Annotated in this window: 16 protein-coding genes; 7 read left to right on the top strand and 9 right to left on the bottom strand. The window is 74.5% G+C overall.

All coding sequences use genetic code 11. The annotated features are described in order from the left end of the window. Window position 1 precedes the first annotated feature (1 nt). The 4 genes from ACZ3J7_RS30345 to miaA form a co-directional block, all read right to left on the bottom strand. Complete coding sequence (locus tag ACZ3J7_RS30345) at window positions 2-2,284, bottom strand: RelA/SpoT family protein (protein WP_465626612.1); 2,283 nt, start codon at window positions 2,282-2,284, stop codon at window positions 2-4. Window positions 2,285-2,460: 176 nt separating this feature from the next. Further along, a complete protein-coding gene (dapF, locus tag ACZ3J7_RS30350) occupies window positions 2,461-3,348 on the bottom strand; it encodes a diaminopimelate epimerase (RefSeq protein WP_465626614.1) in 888 nt (295 codons plus the stop codon). A gap of 42 nt (window positions 3,349-3,390) precedes the next feature. Beyond that, complete coding sequence (locus tag ACZ3J7_RS30355; RefSeq protein WP_465626616.1) at window positions 3,391-3,876, bottom strand: hypothetical protein; 486 nt, start codon at window positions 3,874-3,876, stop codon at window positions 3,391-3,393. Between the two features lie 252 nt (window positions 3,877-4,128). Continuing rightward, window positions 4,129-5,109, bottom strand: a complete 981-nt coding sequence (gene miaA, locus ACZ3J7_RS30360) for a tRNA (adenosine(37)-N6)-dimethylallyltransferase MiaA (RefSeq protein ID WP_465626618.1) — start codon at window positions 5,107-5,109, stop codon at window positions 4,129-4,131. 107 nt (window positions 5,110-5,216) lie between these two features. Here miaA and ACZ3J7_RS30365 point away from each other — a divergent pair, with 107 nt between their 5' ends. Beyond that, complete coding sequence (locus ACZ3J7_RS30365) at window positions 5,217-5,438, top strand: antitoxin (protein WP_014138444.1); 222 nt, start codon at window positions 5,217-5,219, stop codon at window positions 5,436-5,438. Window positions 5,439-5,493: 55 nt separating this feature from the next. On the opposite strand, the gene ACZ3J7_RS30370 is transcribed toward ACZ3J7_RS30365, so the two are convergent. After that, window positions 5,494-6,186, bottom strand: coding sequence for a class III extradiol ring-cleavage dioxygenase family protein (locus ACZ3J7_RS30370; protein ID WP_465626620.1), 693 nt, complete (start codon window positions 6,184-6,186; stop codon window positions 5,494-5,496). 63 nt (window positions 6,187-6,249) lie between these two features. Then, window positions 6,250-7,740: a tRNA (N6-isopentenyl adenosine(37)-C2)-methylthiotransferase MiaB gene (miaB, locus tag ACZ3J7_RS30375; protein ID WP_465626622.1), complete on the bottom strand. Its 1,491-nt coding sequence runs from the start codon at window positions 7,738-7,740 to the stop codon at window positions 6,250-6,252. Between the two features lie 73 nt (window positions 7,741-7,813). Between miaB and ACZ3J7_RS30380 the strand changes: the two genes are divergently transcribed. Continuing rightward, window positions 7,814-8,839, top strand: a complete 1,026-nt coding sequence (locus ACZ3J7_RS30380) for a TAXI family TRAP transporter solute-binding subunit (RefSeq protein WP_465626624.1) — start codon at window positions 7,814-7,816, stop codon at window positions 8,837-8,839. Window positions 8,840-8,868: 29 nt separating this feature from the next. Here the strand turns inward: ACZ3J7_RS30380 and ACZ3J7_RS30385 are convergent, their stop codons facing one another. Together ACZ3J7_RS30385 and ACZ3J7_RS30390 are read right to left on the bottom strand one after the other, a co-directional pair. Beyond that, window positions 8,869-10,302, bottom strand: a complete 1,434-nt coding sequence (locus ACZ3J7_RS30385) for a sensor histidine kinase (RefSeq protein ID WP_465626626.1) — start codon at window positions 10,300-10,302, stop codon at window positions 8,869-8,871. 6 nt (window positions 10,303-10,308) lie between these two features. Further along, window positions 10,309-11,061, bottom strand: coding sequence for a response regulator transcription factor (locus ACZ3J7_RS30390; protein ID WP_465626628.1), 753 nt, complete (start codon window positions 11,059-11,061; stop codon window positions 10,309-10,311). Window positions 11,062-11,468: 407 nt separating this feature from the next. Between ACZ3J7_RS30390 and ACZ3J7_RS30395 the strand changes: the two genes are divergently transcribed. From ACZ3J7_RS30395 to ACZ3J7_RS30415, 5 genes are all read left to right on the top strand, one after another. Next, window positions 11,469-12,251 carry an amino acid ABC transporter ATP-binding protein gene (locus ACZ3J7_RS30395; protein WP_465626630.1) on the top strand — a complete coding sequence of 261 codons (783 nt, stop codon included), beginning with the start codon at window positions 11,469-11,471 and terminating at the stop codon, window positions 12,249-12,251. Window positions 12,252-12,326: 75 nt separating this feature from the next. After that, window positions 12,327-13,238, top strand: coding sequence for a glutamate ABC transporter substrate-binding protein (locus tag ACZ3J7_RS30400; protein ID WP_465626632.1), 912 nt, complete (start codon window positions 12,327-12,329; stop codon window positions 13,236-13,238). A 56-nt stretch (window positions 13,239-13,294) separates the two neighbouring features. Then, window positions 13,295-13,945 (top strand): amino acid ABC transporter permease, encoded by a 651-nt coding sequence (locus ACZ3J7_RS30405; protein WP_465626634.1) that lies wholly within the window; start codon window positions 13,295-13,297, stop codon window positions 13,943-13,945. Beyond that, window positions 13,942-14,769 carry an amino acid ABC transporter permease gene (locus tag ACZ3J7_RS30410; RefSeq protein ID WP_465626636.1) on the top strand — a complete coding sequence of 276 codons (828 nt, stop codon included), beginning with the start codon at window positions 13,942-13,944 and terminating at the stop codon, window positions 14,767-14,769. Before ACZ3J7_RS30405 ends, ACZ3J7_RS30410 begins: the two co-directional genes overlap by 4 nt. A gap of 107 nt (window positions 14,770-14,876) precedes the next feature. After that, complete coding sequence (locus ACZ3J7_RS30415; protein ID WP_465626638.1) at window positions 14,877-16,550, top strand: FAD-dependent monooxygenase; 1,674 nt, start codon at window positions 14,877-14,879, stop codon at window positions 16,548-16,550. A 38-nt stretch (window positions 16,551-16,588) separates the two neighbouring features. Here ACZ3J7_RS30415 and rny read toward each other — a convergent pair whose 3' ends face one another. Beyond that, window positions 16,589-17,992, bottom strand: a complete 1,404-nt coding sequence (rny, locus tag ACZ3J7_RS30420; protein ID WP_465626640.1) for a ribonuclease Y — start codon at window positions 17,990-17,992, stop codon at window positions 16,589-16,591. Window positions 17,993-18,018 lie beyond the last annotated feature (26 nt).

Here is an 18,018-nt window from a genome sequence, read left to right on the forward strand (position 1 = left end):
TTCATCCTTGGGTTGATCGGATCGTGCTCTCGGACAACACGGCGGAGCCGCCGTGAATTCCCCATGATGGTTGCACGTCCGCCGCGTCCGGGTCATCCCTTTTACCAGGGGTCCCCTCGGCCCCGGCACCCGCCCCCGCCGCTCCGTCCGCCCCGGCCTCCGGCACGCCGGGCCGGTAGACGTCGTACACGCCGGACACCCGGAGCATCGCCCGCATCACCGCGGGCAGCGCCGCGGCGTCCGGCAGCTCCAGGGTGTAGCTGTGCCGGGCCCGCAGCTGGCGGGGCGGCTCGACCTCGGCCGAGAAGATCGACACGCCCTCGCCGGAGATCGCCTCGGTCAGGTCGGCGAGCAGCCGGGGGCGGTTGAGCGCCTCGGCGTGCAGGGTGGCCCGGTAGCCCCACTGCGGGGCGCCGCCGGGCAGCCAGCGGACCTCGACGGGGCGGCGGCCGCCGCCCAGCGTCCGGGCGCCGGTGGGGCAGCCCGCCCGGTGCACCGCGACGGCCCCGCCGCGCAGCACGATGCCGGTCACCTCGTCGGGCGGTACGGGCGTGCAGCAGCGGGCCAACCGGACGGCGGCGCCGGGCAGTTCGGGCGCTTCGGCCGGCGCGGCGGCCCCGGTCGCCCCGGTCGTCCCGGCGGCGGGCGGCGCGGGGGGCGCGGCCGGGGCCGGGGCGGCGGCCTGCTCGGGCAGTTCGGCGACGGCCGGACGGGCGGCCAGCCGCCGTTCGACGGCGAGCCGGGCGCCGGGGGTGCGGAGGTAGTCGAGCCACTCCGGGTCGGGCCAGCTGTCCTCGCCCTCGGGGGCGGTGAGCAGGCCCAGCACGTCGCCGTCGCGCAGCTGGGTGGAGAGCGCGGCGAGCCGTCCGTTGACCCGGGCGCCGATACATCGGTGGCCGGTCTCCTCGCCGATCAGGTAGGCGGCGTCCAGGCAGCTGGAGCCGGCCGGCAGGTGCAGGGTGGCGCCGTCCTCGGTGACGGCGGTGATCTCGCGGTCGTCGCGCAGGTCGGCGGTGAGCGCGGACCAGAAGGCGTCCGGGTCGGGGGTGTCCTGCTGCCAGTCGAGCAGCCGGGCCAGCCAGCCGGGGCGGGCCGGGTCGGTGCGGTCCTCGGGGTCGTCGGCGGCCTGCTGCCGGTCGGTGCGCGGGTCGCCGAGGGCGACCACGCCGGTCTCGGCGACCTCGTGCATCCGCCGGGTGCGGACCAGCACCTCGACCACCTCGCCGCCGGGCAGCGCGACCGCGGTGTGCAGCGACTGGTAGAGGTTGAACTTGGGGGCGGCGACGAAGTCCTTGAACTCGCCGGGCAGCGGCGTCCAGCAGGTGTGCAGTTCGCCGAGCACGGCGTAGCAGTCGGCGTTGTCCTCGACGACCACCAGCAGCCGCCCGAAGTCGGCGGGCCGCAGTCCGGCGCCGTCCGGTCCGGCGCCGCGCTTGATCGTCACCCGGTGCAGCGAGACCAGGTGCCGGGGGCGGACGGTGACGGCGGCCGGGATGCCGGCCTCGGCGAGCTGGCGGCCGAGCTCGGCGGCGAACGGGGCGAGCACGCCGTCCGTCCAGCCGGCGGCCACCGCGCCGGTGCGCTCGTACTCCTCGGGGTGCAGGGTGGCGAAGACGATGTCCTCCAGCTCGGCCTTCACCACCTGGATGCCGAGCCGTTCGGCGAGCGGGATCAGCACGTCCCGGGTGACGTTGGCGATCCGGACCTGGCTGGCCGGCCTCATGTGCCGGATGGTGCGCATGTTGTGCAGCCGGTCGGCGAGCTTGATCACCATCACCCGGACGTCGTCGCCGGTGGCGACCAGCATCTTGCGGAAGGTCTCGGGCTCGGCGGCGGCCCCGAAGTCGACCTTCTCCAGTTTGGTGACGCCGTCGACCAGGTACGCGACCTCGGGCCCGAAGTCCTCGGCGACCTGTTCCAGCGTCACCTCGGTGTCCTCGACGGTGTCGTGCAGCAGCGAGGCGACCAGCGTGGTGGTGTCCGCGCCGAGCTGGGCGAGGATCATCGTCACCGCGAGCGGGTGGGTGATGTACGGCTCGCCGCTCTTGCGGGTCTGCCCCCGGTGGCTCTCCTCGGCGAGGCGGTACGCCCTGGTCAGCAGTGGTACGTCGGCCTGCGGGTGGTGCACCCGGTGGGCCTGGACGATCGGTTCGATGGCGTCGGGCACGGGGGTCCGCCCGGTGGCGAGCAGCGCCGCCCGGCCGGCCCGGCCGAGTGCCGCGCGGCTGAACCGGCTCGCCTGCTGCTTGGACGGCGAACCCGCCAACTCGGAGCGGATGGTCATCTGCACCTCCGGCAGCAACACCGGAGCGACGGCCGACCCGGTGGTCCATGCTACCGAGCAGAGCACGTTGCGCGAGCCCCCGCTTCCCCTCTGTCATCCGGATCACCCGAACGGGCGGATTAACCGGGGAGCCGTATGGGAAGCGGGAGCTGACCGCGCGTCGCGCTGACCTGCCGTCAGGCGAGCACGCCCTCCGCCACGATCACGGCCGGCCCAGTCATCTCGATCCGGCCGTCCGGGAACTCCTCGATCACCAGCCGCCCGCCGGGCACGTCCACCGTGTAGCGCGCCGCCTCGCCGGTGGCCGCCGGGTCGACGCCGTCGCGCCGGATCGCCGCCACCGCGACGGCGCAGGCGCCGGTGCCGCAGGAGCGGGTCTCGCCGGAGCCGCGCTCGTGCACCCGCATCGCGACGTGCCGCTCGCCGCGGTCCACCACGAACTCCACGTTCACGCCCTGCGGGTACGCGCCCGCGGGGGCGGTGGCCGGGGCGTCGTGCAGCGGGCCCGCGTGCGCCAGGTCCTCGACGAAGGCGACGGCGTGCGGGTTGCCCATGTTGACGTTCAGCGCGGGCCAGCTGCGCCCGTCCACGGTGACGGTGACGCCGTCCGGGCCGGGGAAGACGGCGCGGCCCATGTCCACGGTGACCTCGCCCGGGGTGCCGTCCGGGGCGTCCTCGGCGATCCGCACCCTCTTCACGCCGCCGCGGGTGGCCACCGCCAGCTCGCCCGGCTCCGCGTGCCCGGCGTGCACCAGGTAGCGGGCGAAGACCCGCACCCCGTTGCCGCACATCTCGGCGATCGAGCCGTCCGCGTTGCGGTAGTCCATGAACCACTCGGCCTGGCCGGCCATCCCGGCCGCCGCGGGCTCGGCCGCCGAGCGGACCACCCGCAGCACCCCGTCCGCGCCGATCCCGGCCCGCCGGTCGCACAGCTCGGCGACGGTGGCCGCCGACAGGTCGATCCGCCCGTCCGGGTCGGGGACGATCACGAAGTCGTTCTGGGTGCCGTGCCCCTTCAGGAAGGCCGTCCCACTGATGCCGCTGGTACCGCTGCGCTCGCTCACACCGCCGATGGTAACGAAGCCCGCCGGCACCCGGCCGGGGGACTAACCGCGCAGGTGGACGACCCGCCAGACGGCGAGCGCGACGGCCAGCGCGGCCAGCAGGGTGTAGGCCACGATGGCCTTCCAGCCGGCCCGCTCGGCGCTGCCCCGGCGCGGCACGCCCGGCCACTTGTAGCCGGCCCGGCGGGCGGCCATCGCGCCCCAGCCGACCGAGGCGGCGGTGATCAGCAGGCCGAGCATCCCGATCATCGCGGTCGCGCCCTCGGTGCCGAAGGCCAGCGGGAAGGCGAACATCAGCGAGCCGAACATCACCGTCGCGGCGATCGGCAGGATCTGCCACCAGCGCAGTCGGCGGCGCGGCCGGATGTCCCGCTCGTGGACCACCCCGGGGGTGGCCGCCAGGTCGTCGATCGCGGGCAGCGCCACGGCGTACGAGGTGGTGGGGACGGCGAGCTCCGGAAGGGTCTCGGACCCGTCGGGGACAGCGCCGAGCAGCTCATCGGTTTCGGGGCCGGTACCCGTTGACACGCGGCCTCCCCTGACGGCTCGACACGAGCTCCGGGGCTCGCGGGCGGTGAGGCCGGCCCGCGTGCCGGGCCTCGGTGCTACCGATGATGGCACGTACCAACACCCCGGCAGGGGGTCGCACGGCATGATCGGGTGATCCGATGCCAGGACGTGATCCCGCCGTGACCGCCGGTGCCCTCTGCACCTGCGTCTGCCGGTGCAGACGCCGCGAGCCTGGCCGGATCCCGCCGTCCGGGCGCCGGAAAGCGCCGGTCAGCCCGGTTCGCCGGGTTCCTCCGGACGGTCGATCAGTTCCAGGGCGCGCGCCAGCAGCTCGACCGGGTCGGCGCCCTCGGGGCGGTCCAGCCAGTGGATCCGGGCGTCCCGGCGGAACCAGGACTCCTGGCGCCGGGCGAACCGCCGGGTGGCCCGGACGGTCTCCTCCTTCGCCTCCCGCTCGGTGCACTCCCCCGCGAAGAACGCCAGCACCTGCTGGTAGCCGAGCGCCCGGCTCGCGGTCAGGCCCTCGCGCAGCCCGGCCCGCTCCAACTCCCGGACCTCGTCCAGCAGCCCGGCCTCCCACATCCGGTCCACCCGCAGCTCGATCCGCCGGTCCAGCTCGGGGCGCGGCACCCGGACGCCGATCTGCACCGCCGCGTACACCGCCCGCTGGGTCGGCAGGCTGGCGGTGAACGGCCGCCCGGTGAGCTCGATGACCTCCAGCGCCCGCACCACCCGGCGCCCGTTGCTGGGCAGGATCGCCTCCGCCGCGGCCGGGTCGAGGCCGGCCAGGCGCCGGTGCAGCACGCCGGAGCCGACCCGCTCCAGCTCCTCCTCCAGCCGGGCCCGGACCGCCGGGTCGGTGCCGGGGAACTCCATCTCGTCGACCGCCGCCCGCACGTACAGGCCCGAGCCGCCGACCAGCACCGGCAGCTGCCCGGCCGCCAGCTGCCGGTCCATCTCGGCCCGCGCCAGGATCTGGTACTCGGCCACCGAGGCGGTCTCGGTCACCTCCCACACGTCCAGCAGGTGGTGCGGGACGCCCGCCCGCTCCTCCGGGGTCAGCTTGGCGGTGCCGATGTCCATGCCCTTGTACAGCTGCATCGAGTCGGTGTTCACCACCTCCCCGCCGAGCTCGCGGGCGATCGCCACCGCCAGGTCGGACTTGCCGGCCGCCGTCGGGCCGACCACCGAGACCACCTTGGGCAGGACGTCGTCGGGGCGCGCAGACTGGGAAGAAGAGGAACCGCTCACGCCACCAGTCTCGCAAAACCCGGGCACCTCCCGTGTCGCGCCGTCGTTACGGGGGAGGATCAGCTGTGTCCGTACCGAAATGACCCGAATCGCGAGGAGCGCACTCCATGGGCCTGATGGACAACCTCAAGGGCAAGGCCGAGGAACTCAAGGAGAAGGCCAGCGAGCTGGCCGGCAAGCACGGCGACAAGATCGACAGCGTGGTGGACAAGACCGGCGAGGCGATCGACAAGGCCACCAAGCACAAGTACTCCGACAAGATCGTCAAGGGCACCTCGGCGACCAAGCACGCCCGCGACGACTTCGCCGCCAAGCCCAAGGACGACTGACGACCGGCTGCCCCGAACGCCCTCCCGACCGCTCCCCGGGCCGCCCGCGCGCCGCTCAGCGCCAGGAGGCCACCAGGTAGCCGACGCCGTAGGGGGCGTCCTCGTAGCGCAGCTCGCCGCCGAGCCCGGCGCCCTCCGCCGCGCCCGCCAGCACCTGCCACGGGGCGCGCCCCTCGGCCATCAGTTCGGCCGAGAGCCCGGCGTCCAGCGCGGCCAGCGCCGCCACGTCCGCCCCGGCCAGCGCGAGCGCCACCGCGCGGTCGTGGCCCTCGGCCCGCTCGTCCAGGTACCCGGGGGCCTTCACCGAGCGCCGGGCGCTGCCGTCGCCGAGCACCAGCAGGCCGACCCGGTCCGCGAGTTCGGCCAGCCCCCGGCCCAGCCCGAGCAGCCGCTCCGGCGCCGTGTCCGGCCGCACCGCGACGGCGTGCGTCGGCACCCGGACGCCCGCCTCCTCCAGCAGCCACGCCCCCACCGTCAGCGCGGGCGGCAGCTCCGGGCCGTCCACCCCGCCCAGCGGCAGCCGCACCGCCTTCGCCACCCCGTAGCGGCGCAGCGAGCCCGCGCCGCCCTCGGTCCACACCCCGGCCCGCTCGCCGGCGCCGACCACCACCACCAAGTCCGCCCCGGCCAGCTCCCGCACCGCCGCCAGGCACGCCTCGCGCAGCCGCGCCGTCTCACCGGCGGCCCCGGCGGCCACCTCCGGCACGAGCAACGGCGGACACGGGCAGACGGCGGCGGCAGCAAGCATGGCGATCACTCTACGCGCCCGGGCGCGGCGGCCGGGGGCGGTGCGCCCGCCCGGCGGCGGCCGTCAGCAGGTGCCGCAGCCGTCGCCGCCCGGCACCGCCGCCGGCGCGGGCGCGCCGATCGTCGGCAGCCCGAGCATCACGCCGGCCGGCTTCGCCGCGGGCGCCGCCTGCCGCTTCTCCCAGGCGTCGCCCGCCCGGGTGCGGCGGACGGCCCGCACCGGGCCCTCGGCGAGGAGGTGGTGCGGGGCGGCGTAGGTGATGCCGACGGTGACCACGTCACCGGGCCGCACGCCGCCCTCGGGGCGGCTGAAGTGCACGAGCCGGTTGTCGGGGGCGCGTCCGGAGAGCCGGTCGGTGCGGTCGTCCTTCTTGCCCTCGCCCTCGGCGACCAGGACCTGCAGCTCGCGGCCGACCTGCTTCTTGTTCTCCTCCCAGGAGATCTCCTCCTGGAGGGCGACCAGCCGCTCGTAGCGCTCCTGGACGACGGCCTTGGGGATCTGGTCGTCCATCTCGGCGGCCGGCGTGCCGGGTCGCTTGGAGTACTGGAAGGTGAAGGCGTTGGCGAACCGGGCCTCGCGGACCACGTGCATGGTCTGCTCGAAGTCCTCGTCGGTCTCGCCGGGGAAGCCGACGATGATGTCGGTGGAGATCGCGGCGTCGGGCATCGCGGCCCGGACCTTCTCGATGATGCCGAGGAAGCGTTCCTGCCGGTAGGAACGGCGCATCGCCTTCAGGATCCGGTCGGAGCCGGACTGCAGCGGCATGTGCAGCTGGTGCATCACGTTGGGCGTCTCGGCCATCGCGGCGATGACGTCGTCGGTGAAGTCGCGCGGGTGCGGCGAGGTGAACCGGACCCGCTCCAGGCCCTCGACCCGGCCGCAGGCGCGCAGCAGCTTGCCGAACGCCTCGCGGTCGCCGAGGTCGGAGCCGTACGCGTTGACGTTCTGCCCGAGCAGGGTGACCTCGACGACGCCCTCGGCGACCAGCGCCTCGACCTCGGCGAGGATGTCACCGGGGCGGCGGTCCTCCTCCTTGCCGCGCAGCGCGGGGACGATGCAGAAGGTGCAGGTGTTGTTGCAGCCGACCGAGATCGCGACCCAGGCGGCGTACGCGGACTCGCGCCGGGTGGGCAGGGTGGAGGGGAAGGTCTCCAGCGACTCGAGGATCTCGACCTGGGCCTTGCGCTCGACGGCGGCGCGCTCCAGCAGCGCGGGCAGGTGGCCGATGTTGTGGGTGCCGAAGACGACGTCGACCCAGGGCGCCTTGCGGACGATGGTGTCGCGGTCCTTCTGGGCGAGGCAGCCGCCGACGGCGATCTGCATGCCGCGGTTGGCCTGCTTGGCGGGGGCGAGCCGGCCGAGGTTGCCGTACAGCTTGTTGTCGGCGTTCTCGCGGACCGCGCAGGTGTTGAAGACCACCAGGTCGGGGTCGCCGTCGCCGGCGGCCTTGGCGTAGCCGGCCTCCTCCAGCAGCCCGGACAGGCGCTCGGAGTCGTGGACGTTCATCTGGCAGCCGTAAGTGACGACCTTGTAAGTTCGCAAGCTCTCCTCCATACCCACAGAGCCAAGGGTACGGGCACCCGGGAGGGCCTCCCGCCGGGCGGTGGGGGCTGGCAGTATCCACGGCATGGCTGCTGCGAACCTCCCGTCCCGTGCCCGTGCCGCCGCCCGCGCCGCGCTGCGCGGCCGGCTGCTGCGGCTGGCCGCGGTGCTACTGCTGGTGGCCGGGGGGCTGGGCGGCTGGTGGGTGTCCTCGGCCCGCTCGGTGCCGGGCCCGCACGGCCGGGTGGCGTTCGCGACCGGGGTGAACGGCGGGGTGTACGACCGCTACGGGGAGCTGCTGCGGGACTACCTGGGCCAGCACCTGCCGGGGCTGCGGCTGCAGCTGGACAACTCGGTGGGCTCGGTGGACAACCTGGAGCGGCTGGTCGGCGGGCGGGACGACTTCGCGGTGGCCACGGCGGACGCGGTGGCCGCCTTCGCCGGCCCGGACAAGCCGAAGCTGCGGGCGATCGCCCGGCTGTACGACGACTACATGCAGCTGGTGGTGCCGGCCGGGTCGCCGGTGCACTCGGTGGCGGACCTGCGGGGGCTGCGGGTCGGGGTGGGGCCGGAGAAGTCGGGGGTGAACCTGGTCACCCGGCGGCTGCTGGAGGCGGCCGGGCTGGACCCGGACCACGGCGTGCGCGGCTCGACGACCAACGTCACCGAGGCCGCCGACAAGCTGCAGAAGCAGGAGCTGGACGCGTTCTTCTGGTCCGGCGGCCTGCCCACGACGGCGCTGTCCGACCTGTCGGAGCGGATGCCGATCCGGATCGTCCCGATGGGCGAGCTGTCCGACCCGCTGCACCGGCTGGCCGGCCCGGGCATGGACGCGTACCGGGCGGCGACCATCCCGGCGGACGCCTACCCGGACGTCGAGCCGGAGCGGACGGCGGTGCCGACGGTGGCGGTGCCGAACCTGCTGGTGACCCGGGCGGACGTGGACCCGGCGCTGGTGGAGGCGCTGACCCGGGCGGTGATCGACAGCCGGGACGACATCGGCCGCCAGGTGCACGCCGCGCAGCTGGTGGACCTGCGCACCGCGGTGTACACCGACCCGCTGCCGCTGCACGACGGCGCCAAGCGCTACTACCTGTCGGTCAAGCCGTAGGGCCGGCGGGCCCGCCGGCCGGCCCCGGGTCAGTGGCGCGGGCGCCGCCGGGGCACCGCGAGCCGCACGGTCAGGCCGTTCGGCTCGGCGGGCGCGAAGCCGAGGCCGCCGCCGCCGGCCAGCAGCAGGGTGCGGGCGATGGACAGGCCGAGGCCGGAGCCGTCGACGTTCTGGTGCCGGGGGGAGCGCCAGAACCGGTCGCCGACCCGGTCCAGCTCCTCGTCGGTGAGGCCGGGTCCGGCGTCGGTGACGGTGGCGGTGACCTCGTCCTTGCCGATCTGCAGGCCGACCCGGACGGTGCCGCCGGCCGGGGTGAACTTGAGCGCGTTGTCCAGGACGGCGTCCAGCGCGCTGCCGAAGCCGATCGGGTCGGCCCAGGCGTGCGCCAGCGGCGGGCCCTCCCAGCACAGCTCGACGCCGCGCTGCCCGGCCAGCGGCCGCCAGGCGTCGACCCGGGCCCGGACCAGGGCGACCAGGTCGACGGGTTCGGGTTCGGGCCGGGAGCCCTCGGCGGTGGCCAGGCCGAGCAGGTCGTCCAGCACCCGGGCCAGCCGGGCGCCCTCCTCGCGGACCGCGACCAGTTCCTCCTCGTGGCCCTCGGGCAGGTCGAGGCCGATCAGCTCGACCCGCAGCAGCAGCGCGGCGAGCGGGTTGCGCAGCTGGTGCGAGGCGTCCGCGACGAAGGCCCGCTGCTGGTCGATGGCGAGCACCACGTGGTCCGCCATGTCGTTGAACGAGCGGGCCAGCCGCCGCAGTTCGGGCGGTCCGCCGCTGGGGGCGACCCGGGCGCCGAGCCGTCCGGTGGCGATGTCGTGGGTGGCCCGGTCCAGGGTGCGGACCGGGCGCAGCACCCAGCCGGTGAGGCGGACGGCGAGCAGGATGGCGACGATCATGGCCAGCGCCTCGCCGCCGGCCAGCACCATCCAGCGGTGCAGGACGCGCGAGCGCAGGCCGCCGGTGGGCGACTCGGTGAGCACCACGGCGACCACGTCGCCGTCGCGGACCACGGGCAGCGCGACGGTCAGGGTGCGGTCGGGGGTCCACGGCCAGACCTGCGGCGGGTTGTGGCTGCGGCGGCCGGCCAGCGCCTCGTGGTAGGCCTGCTCGCCGGGGCCCTCGACGGGGGGCCGCCAGTCGCCGGGGGCGACGGCGACGGCGCTGCCGTCGCGCTGGAAGACGCCGATCCGGGCGCCGTACAGCTCGTGGTAGCGGTCGACCTCGCTGGTCAGGGCGTGCAGCCGGCCGGCGTCGCCGGGGCCGGGCTGCGGGTCGCCCTTGACGGCGGCGGTGTTGGGGCGGCCCTGGGTGGGCAGGTCCTGGGCGAAGCGGGCGGCGTCGTCGATCCGGTCGACGACCACCTTGGACTGCTCGGAGGCGGCGATCAGGTAGGCCAGCGGCACGCCGAGCGCGGCCAGCACGCAGGCCATCAGGGCGATCAGGATGCCGAGCAGACGGTTGCGCACGTGCGGTCAGCGCTCCGCGGCGTCGTCGGGACCGTCCGGTGCGGCGTCCGGTGCGGCGTCCCCGGGCTGCTCGGGGGCGATCCGGTAGCCGACGCCGCGCACCGCCTCGACCAGGCCGGGCAGCCCGAGCTTGGTGCGCAGCGAGCCGACGTGCACCTCCAGGGTGCGGCCGTTGCCCTCCCAGCCGGAGCGCCAGACCTCGCTGAAGATCTGCTCGCGCCGGTAGACCACGCCGGGGCTCTGGGCGAGCAGCGCCAGCAGGTCGAACTCCTTGCGGGTGAGCGGGACGTCGCGGCCCTCGACCGAGACCCGGCGGCGCTCGCGGTCGATCTCGACGCCGCGGGAGGCCAGCGGGCCGGTCGGCTCGGGGCCGCCGTCCTCGCCGGCCCGGGGGGCGCCGCGGCGGGCCACCGCGTGGATCCGGGCCAGCAGCTCGCCCATGTCGTAGGGCTTGACCACGTAGTCGTCGGCGCCGAGGTTGAGGCCGTGGATCCGGGAGCGAATGTCGGCCCGCGCGGTCACCATGATCACCGGGACGCCGCTGCCCGCCCGGATCCGGCTGCACACCTCGAAGCCGTCCCGGTCGGGCAGCCCGAGGTCGAGCAGCACCACCCGGTACGGGTCGCTGCCGTCCGGGACGAGCGCGTCCAGCGCCTCGTGCCCGCTGCGGGCGTGCCGGACCTGGAAGCCGTGCCGGCCCAGCACCGCGACCAGGGCGGCGGCCACGCGGTCGTCGTCCTCGACCAGGAGCAGGCGCATCGGGTTCCCTTCCGACGGTGGGGGGTGCGGGCTCGGTACGGCCCGGTTCGAACGCGTACGGCCTTCCCGCGCCGGGGCGGGCGCCACGGCCGGCGGCGCGCCGCGCCGCACACCGGGATCGGGCCATCCTGGCATCCATGCCCCTCCGGCGTCACCCGGTCGGCCGACCGGTCCGCTCCGCCGCCCCGCCGGGCGTCCGCGACGCCGCGACTACCTGGCGTAGCCGAACCGTGATCCTCAAGTTCAGCTCAGATCGGCTGACGAGACGTCGTGTACCTGCCTAAAGTCGCCCCGTCCGGGGGCCGCGGGCTCCGCCGGCTCCGGCTCCCGGACATCAGACGGACCATCACCGGCTCTGCGGCCCCTGCGAGTTGGCCCGGGTTCGGAGGACGAGGGAGCGAGCCGCGATGACCGAGAACAGCGCCGACCTGCGGAAGGCGGAGGCCGGCCCGGCCGCTCCGCTGGTGTCGCTGCGCGGGGTGAACAAGCACTTCGGCGCGCTGCACGTGCTGCAGGACATCGACCTGGACATCGCCCAGGGCGAGGTCGTGGTGCTGATCGGCCCGTCCGGTTCCGGGAAGTCCACGCTGTGCCGGACGATCAACCGGCTGGAGACCATCGACTCCGGCACGATCGAGGTCGACGGCCGCCCGCTGCCCGCCGAGGGCCGCGAGCTGGCCCGGCTGCGCGCCCAGGTCGGGATGGTGTTCCAGTCCTTCAACCTGTTCGCGCACAAGACCGTGCTGCAGAACGTGGTGCTGGCCCAGGTGAAGGTCGGCCGGGTGCCGCGGGCGCAGGCCGAGCAGACCGCCCGCGAGCTGCTGGAGCGGGTCGGCGTCGCCGCGCAGGCCGACAAGTACCCCGCCCAGCTGTCCGGCGGCCAGCAGCAGCGGGTGGCGATCGCCCGCGCGCTGGCGATGGACCCCAAGGTGATGCTGTTCGACGAGCCGACCTCGGCCCTCGACCCGGAGATGGTCAACGAGGTGCTGGAGGTGATGCGCTCGCTCGCCGCCCGCGGCATGACCATGGTCGTGGTGACCCACGAGATGGGCTTCGCGCGCTCGGCCGCCAACCGCGTCCTGTTCATGGCGGACGGCCGGATCGTCGAGCAGAACACCCCCGAGGCGTTCTTCACCGCGCCGCGCAGCGACCGCGCCAAGGACTTCCTTTCCAAGATCCTGCACCACTGAGCCCGACCTTGATCTAGCGTCAGTTCGAATTTGCCCGGAGCCAGCGATGGCCCCTACCGAGGAGAGAACGACCGCATGAAGGCCCGTCGTACCGTAGCCGCCGCCCTGTCCGTGCTCGCCCTGACCGCGGTCGCCGCCTGCGGCAAGGACGGATCGCCCAACTCGGACGCCGGCAAGGGTGGTTCGGCCGCCCCGCAGCTGCCGGTCTACCAGGTGAACGCCGACGCCAAGCTGGACGGCTCGAAGACCTGGACCACCGCCAAGAGCCGCGGCAAGCTGGTCATCGGCGCCAAGTCCGACCAGCCGTTCCTCGGCTTCGAGGACGTGCAGACCGGCAAGCGCAACGGCTTCGACATCGAGATCGCCAAGATGATCGCCGCCGACCTCGGCTTCTCGGCCGACCAGATCGAGTTCAAGACGATCAACTCCAGCGCCCGCGAGACCTCGCTCTCCGGTGACCAGATCGACTACTACGTCGGCACCTACTCGATCACCCCGAAGCGCAAGGAGCAGATCGACTTCGCCGGCCCGTACTACATCGCCGGCCAGTCCCTGCTGGTGAACAAGGACAACACCGCCATCACCGGCCCCGAGGCCACCAAGGACAAGTCGGTCTGCACCGCCGCCGGCTCGACCTCGGTCGCCGGCATCCAGAAGTACGGCGCGAAGGTCACCACCTTCGAGAGCTACTCGCTGTGCGTGGAGAAGCTGCTGACCAAGGAGGTCGACGCGGTCACCACCGACGACTCGATCCTCAAGGGCTACGCGGCCAAGAACCAGGGCCAGCTGAAGGTCGTCGGCACCCCGTTCTCCGAGGAGCGCTACGGCGTCGGCCTGAAGAAGGGCGACGCGGTGCTGCAGAAGGCGGTCAACGACGCCCTCAAGAAGCACGAGGACAACGGCGACTGGAAGAAGGCGTACGACGCGACCCTGGGCCTGTCCGGCTCGGCCGCGCCCGCCGTCCCCGCGCTGGACCCCGTCGCCTGACCCGCCGTCCCTGACGCACCACCCCTGAACGACACCGAGAAAGGAGGGCCGCCGGCATGGGCATACTGTTCGAGAAGGACAACTTCTCGCTGTTCGTCCGCGGGTTCCTGGGGACGATCGAACTCAGCGCGCTCAGCGCCCTGTTCGCGCTGCTGCTGGGCGTCCTGCTGGCGGCCTTCCGCGTCTCGCCGGTCCCGGTGCTGCGGGGCTTCGGCACCGCCTGGGTGACGGTGTTCCGCAACACCCCGCTCACCCTGCTGTTCTTCGTGGTGACCTTCATGCTGCCGCGGCTGGAGCTGCACATCAGCAGCTTCACCGCCGCGGTGGCCGCGCTCAGCGTCTACACCGGCAGCTTCATCTGCGAGGTGCTGCGGGCCGGCATCAACACCGTGCCGCTGGGCCAGGCCGAGGCGGCCCGCTCGCTGGGCATGGGCTTCGGGCAGACCCTGCGCCTGGTGGTGCTGCCGCAGGCCGGCCGGGCGGTGATCGCCCCGCTGGGCTCGGTGTTCATCGCGCTGCCGCGCAACTCGGCGGTGGCCGGCGCGTTCAACGTCTTCGAACTGTTCAGCGTCCAGAAGACCTGGACCGAGGACTCCGCCCCGATCTTCGTCAGCTTCTTCTGGCTGGCCCTGGCCTACCTGGCGATCGGCTTCACGATCAGCTCGGTCCTCTCCCTCCTGGAGCGTCGCGTGGCGGTGGCCCGATGAACTCCCGCTCCGCCTCCGTGCTGTACGACGTGCCCGGCCCGCGGGCCCGGCTGCGCTACCGGGTGCTCGGCGTGCTCGGCGTGCTCGGCATCGCGGGACTGCTCTGGTGGATCGTCGCCACCCTGGCCGACAAGGGCCAGTTCGACGGCTGGCTCTGGCAGTCCTTCGAGTACACCAACGTCCAGCAGCGGATCCTCGACGGCGTCCTCGCCACCCTGAAGGCCTTCGCGCTGGGCGCGGTCGGCTCGCTGGTGCTCGGCGTGCTGCTCGCCGTCGGCCGGCTCTCCGACCACCGGCCGGTCCGGGCCGTCTGCACCGCGGTGGTCCAGTTCTTCCGGGCCATGCCGCTGCTGATCATGATCTTCGCGCTGTACACGGCGGTGTTCACCGCCGAGCCGCTCTGGGCGCTGGTGATCGGCCTGTCCGTCTACAACGGCTCCGTGCAGGCCGAGATCATCCGCTCCGGCATCAACGCCGTCCCGCGCGGCCAGAGCGAGGCCGCGTACGCCCTGGGCCTGCGCAAGACCCAGGTGATGACCCTGGTGCTCGTCCCGCAGGCGGTCCGGGCGATGCTGCCGGCGATCATCGGCCAGCTGGTCGTCACCCTGAAGGACACCTCGCTCGGCTACATCATCACGTACCCCGAGCTGCTGTTCGTCGGCAAGTGGATCGCCTCGAACTCCGACGGCTACCCGTACATCCCGGTCATCCTGGTGATCACCCCGCTCTACATCGCGCTGTGCCTCGCCCTCAGCGGCCTGGCCCGCTGGATCGAGTCCCGCGGCCGCCGCGGCGCGAAGGCCCGCGGCGCAGCCGCTGCTTGACGGACACCCAGGTGATCTGTTGCATTGCTCTTCGTGACACCACCTGGGACCTCCCACCCGGCATATGACGCCCCGGCGGCCGACGCCGCCCGCCCGAAGGCCCCGGCATGGACGCGGTGATCATCGTCGGGGCCGGGCCGGTCGGGCTCGCCCTGGCGCTCGCCCTGGCCCGCAACGAAGTCCCCAGCGTCGTCCTGGACGAGGGCACCGGCGTCAGCCCGGAGAGCCCCCGCACCGTCGTGCTCGGCGGCGACACCGCCGCCTTCCTCGGCCGGATCGGCTACACCCGGGTGGTCTCCGACTCCGCCCGCTGGGACGCCTTCACCGTCTGGCGCCGCCGCGCCGAGGTGCTGCGCCTGCCGCTGGACGGCGAGCCCGTCCTGCACCTCGCCCAGCACCGCCTGCAGCGCGGCCTGCGCGACGCCGTCGCCGCGACGCCGCTGATCCGCCTGCTGCCCCGGCACCGGGTGGTCGAACTCGCCCAGGACCGCGACGGCGTGACCGTCCGCACCGACTCCGGCGGCGAGGAGGCCTGGTGGCGCGGCAGCCACCTGGTCGGCTGCGACGGCGCCCGCTCCACCGTCCGCAGACTGCTCAAGGTCCGCTTCCCCGGCCGACCCGCCGTCGACCGGCACGCCGTCGCCACCGTCCGGGTCGACCTGCCCTTCCCCGGCGAGGCCCGGCTGCACCGCGAACCCCCGTGGCGCGGCGACCGCGAGGCCTCCGCCCGCCCGCTGCCCGACGGCCTGTGGCGGCTCGACTGGCGGCTGCCCCCCGGCCGCCCCCAGCCCACCGAACCGATCGACCCGCACGCCACCTGGCCCGGCATCGTCACCGGCGACACCCTGCTTACCCGGGTCACCTCCGCGCTCACCGGCTGGTGCGGCGAACTCCCGCCCCACCAGCTGCTCGCCGCCGCCGACCACACCTACCAGCAGCGGCTGGCCGCCCGCTTCCGCACCGGCCGCGGCTTCCTGGCCGGCGACGCCGCCCACCTGCACGGCGCCCTCGGCATGCAGAACCTCGCCGACGGCCTGCGCGACGCCGACAACCTCGCCTGGCGGCTCGCCCTCGCCTGGCACCTGCCCCCCGCCGGCGACCGCGCCGACCGCGCCCTGCTCGACGGCTACGAGGCCGAGCGCCGGAGCGCGGTCGGCGCCCGGCTGCGCGCCGTCGACCAGAGCATGCCGCTGCTGCGGCCGCTGCGCGGCTGGGCCGAGACCCGGCGCTCGCTGCTCTCCGGCTCCTTCCGCAAGCACGCCCCGCTGCTCGCCGACGGCCAGCTCGGCACCGGCCGCTTCGGCGGCGCCCCCGCCTACCCCGCCGCGCCCTCCGGCGTCGTCCCGCGCGTCCCCGAGCAGCGCGGCTCCGGCCGCGGCACCGCCCTGACCGAGCAGCTCCCGGCCACCGCGCCCGGCGTCCTCGTCCCCGACCTGCCGGTGGTCACCGCCGACGGCGCCGCCGACACCCTCCGGGCCCGCCTCGGCGGCCCGTTCCTACTCGTCCTGGTCGCCCCCGGCACCACCGTCTGGTCCGCCGAGCACTGGGTCGGGGCCGGCCTGATGCCCCGCCTCGCCGACCTCGCCGCCGCCCTCCCCGTCCCCACCGAGGTCCTGGTCACCGACTCCTACCCCGGCGCCACCCCGCACACCGTCCTGCTGATCCGCCCCGACGGCCATCTCCTCGGCACCACCCCCGGCCTCCAGCCCGAGACCCTGCACGCCCTCACCGCCCCCCTCACCCCCAAGCCGGGCCTGGAGCAGCAGGAAGCCAAGGGCTGACCCCCACCACCCCGGGGGCGCCCTCCGCCGCGCGCCCCCTACCGGGCGACCTCCGTCGCCCGCGACTCGCGCACCACCGTGATCCGGATCTGTCCCGGGTAGGTCAGCTCCTCCCGGACCTGCCGGGCGACCTCGCGCGCGATCTCCTGCGCCCGGACGTCGTCGACGGCCTCCGGCTGCACCATGACCCGGACCTCCCGGCCGGCCTGCATCGCGTACACCTTGGTGACGCCGTCGTGCGCGAGGGCGATCTCCTCCAGCCGCTCCAGCCGGCGGACGTACGCCTCGACCGACTCCTTGCGCGCGCCGGGCCGCCCGGCCGAGCAGGCGTCGGCGGCCTGGGTGAGCACGGCCTCCACGGTCTTCGCCTCGATCTCGCCGTGGTGCGCCGCTATGGCGTGCACGACCTCCTCCGCCTCGCCGTGCCGGCGCGCGAACTCGGCGCCGATCGCGGCGTGGCTGCCCGGCACCCGGTGGCTGAGCGCCTTGCCGATGTCGTGCAGCAGCGCGGCCCGGCGCACCGTCTCGGGGTCGACGCCGAGCTCGGCGGCCATCATCCCGGCCAGGTGCGCGGACTCCACCAGGTGCCCGAGCACGTTCTGCCCGTACGAGGTGCGGTAGCGCAGGGTGCCGAGGGTGCGGACGAGTTCGGGCGACATCTCGCCGCTCGCCCCGATCCCGACGGTGAGCAGCGCGTCCTCGCCGGCCCGGACGCACAGCCGCTCGACCTCGGCCCGGCTGCGTTCGTGCGCCTCCTCGATCCGCGCGGGGTGGATCCGCCCGTCGACCAGCAGCGCCTCCAGGGTGAGCCGGGCGCTCTCCCGGCGGACGGGGTCGAAGCAGGAGAGCTGGACCAGTCCGGGGGTGTCGTCGACGATCAGGTTGACGCCGGTGACGGCCTCGAAGGCGCGGATGTTGCGGCCCTCGCGGCCGATCACCCGGCCCTTCATGTCCTCGCTGGGCAGCCGCAGGGTGGTGACCACGGTCTCGGCGGTGTGCTCGGCGGCGAGCCGCTGGATGGACGCGGCGATGATCTCCCGGGCCCGGCCCTCGCCCTCGGTGACCGCCCGCCGTTCGATCTCCCGGACGGTCAGCGCGGCCTCCCGGCGGGCCTCCGACTCGGCGGCCCGGACGATCTCCTCCCGGGCCTGGTCGGCGGTCAGCCCGGCGGTGCGCTCCAGCAGCAGGCGGTTCTCCGCGTCCTGGCCGGCGAGTTCGGCCCGCACCCGCTCGGACTCGGCGGCGCGGGCGGCGAGTTCGTCCTCGTGCTGGTGGAGGCGGTTGAGCTCGGACGTCAACCGCTCCTCGCGGCGGTCGAGTTCGGCCCGGCGCTGGCGGAGCATCAGGAACCCGGCGGCCAGCACCAGCACCAGGGCACCGATCAGCACCCCGGCGGCCGGCAGCAGGGAGGAACCCGTTTCGGTGCCCTGAGCGATGCCCATCCGGCCACTCCCCGTCCTGCTCACGC

This window comes from Kitasatospora sp. NPDC015121 (genome assembly GCF_055562955.1).

Coding starts and splice junctions, on each gene's coding strand:
- ACZ3J7_RS30345 (WP_465626612.1), bottom strand. CDS start 2,284: ATGACCATCCGCTCCGAGTTGGCGGGTTCGCCGTCCAAGCAGCAGGCG.
- ACZ3J7_RS30365 (WP_014138444.1), top strand. CDS start 5,217: ATGGGCCTGATGGACAACCTCAAGGGCAAGGCCGAGGAACTCAAGGAG.
- ACZ3J7_RS30370 (WP_465626620.1), bottom strand. CDS start 6,186: ATGCTTGCTGCCGCCGCCGTCTGCCCGTGTCCGCCGTTGCTCGTGCCG.
- miaB (WP_465626622.1), bottom strand. CDS start 7,740: ATGGAGGAGAGCTTGCGAACTTACAAGGTCGTCACTTACGGCTGCCAG.
- ACZ3J7_RS30380 (WP_465626624.1), top strand. CDS start 7,814: ATGGCTGCTGCGAACCTCCCGTCCCGTGCCCGTGCCGCCGCCCGCGCC.
- ACZ3J7_RS30390 (WP_465626628.1), bottom strand. CDS start 11,061: ATGCGCCTGCTCCTGGTCGAGGACGACGACCGCGTGGCCGCCGCCCTG.
- ACZ3J7_RS30395 (WP_465626630.1), top strand. CDS start 11,469: ATGACCGAGAACAGCGCCGACCTGCGGAAGGCGGAGGCCGGCCCGGCC.
- ACZ3J7_RS30400 (WP_465626632.1), top strand. CDS start 12,327: ATGAAGGCCCGTCGTACCGTAGCCGCCGCCCTGTCCGTGCTCGCCCTG.
- ACZ3J7_RS30405 (WP_465626634.1), top strand. CDS start 13,295: ATGGGCATACTGTTCGAGAAGGACAACTTCTCGCTGTTCGTCCGCGGG.
- ACZ3J7_RS30410 (WP_465626636.1), top strand. CDS start 13,942: ATGAACTCCCGCTCCGCCTCCGTGCTGTACGACGTGCCCGGCCCGCGG.
- ACZ3J7_RS30415 (WP_465626638.1), top strand. CDS start 14,877: ATGGACGCGGTGATCATCGTCGGGGCCGGGCCGGTCGGGCTCGCCCTG.
- rny (WP_465626640.1), bottom strand. CDS start 17,992: ATGGGCATCGCTCAGGGCACCGAAACGGGTTCCTCCCTGCTGCCGGCC.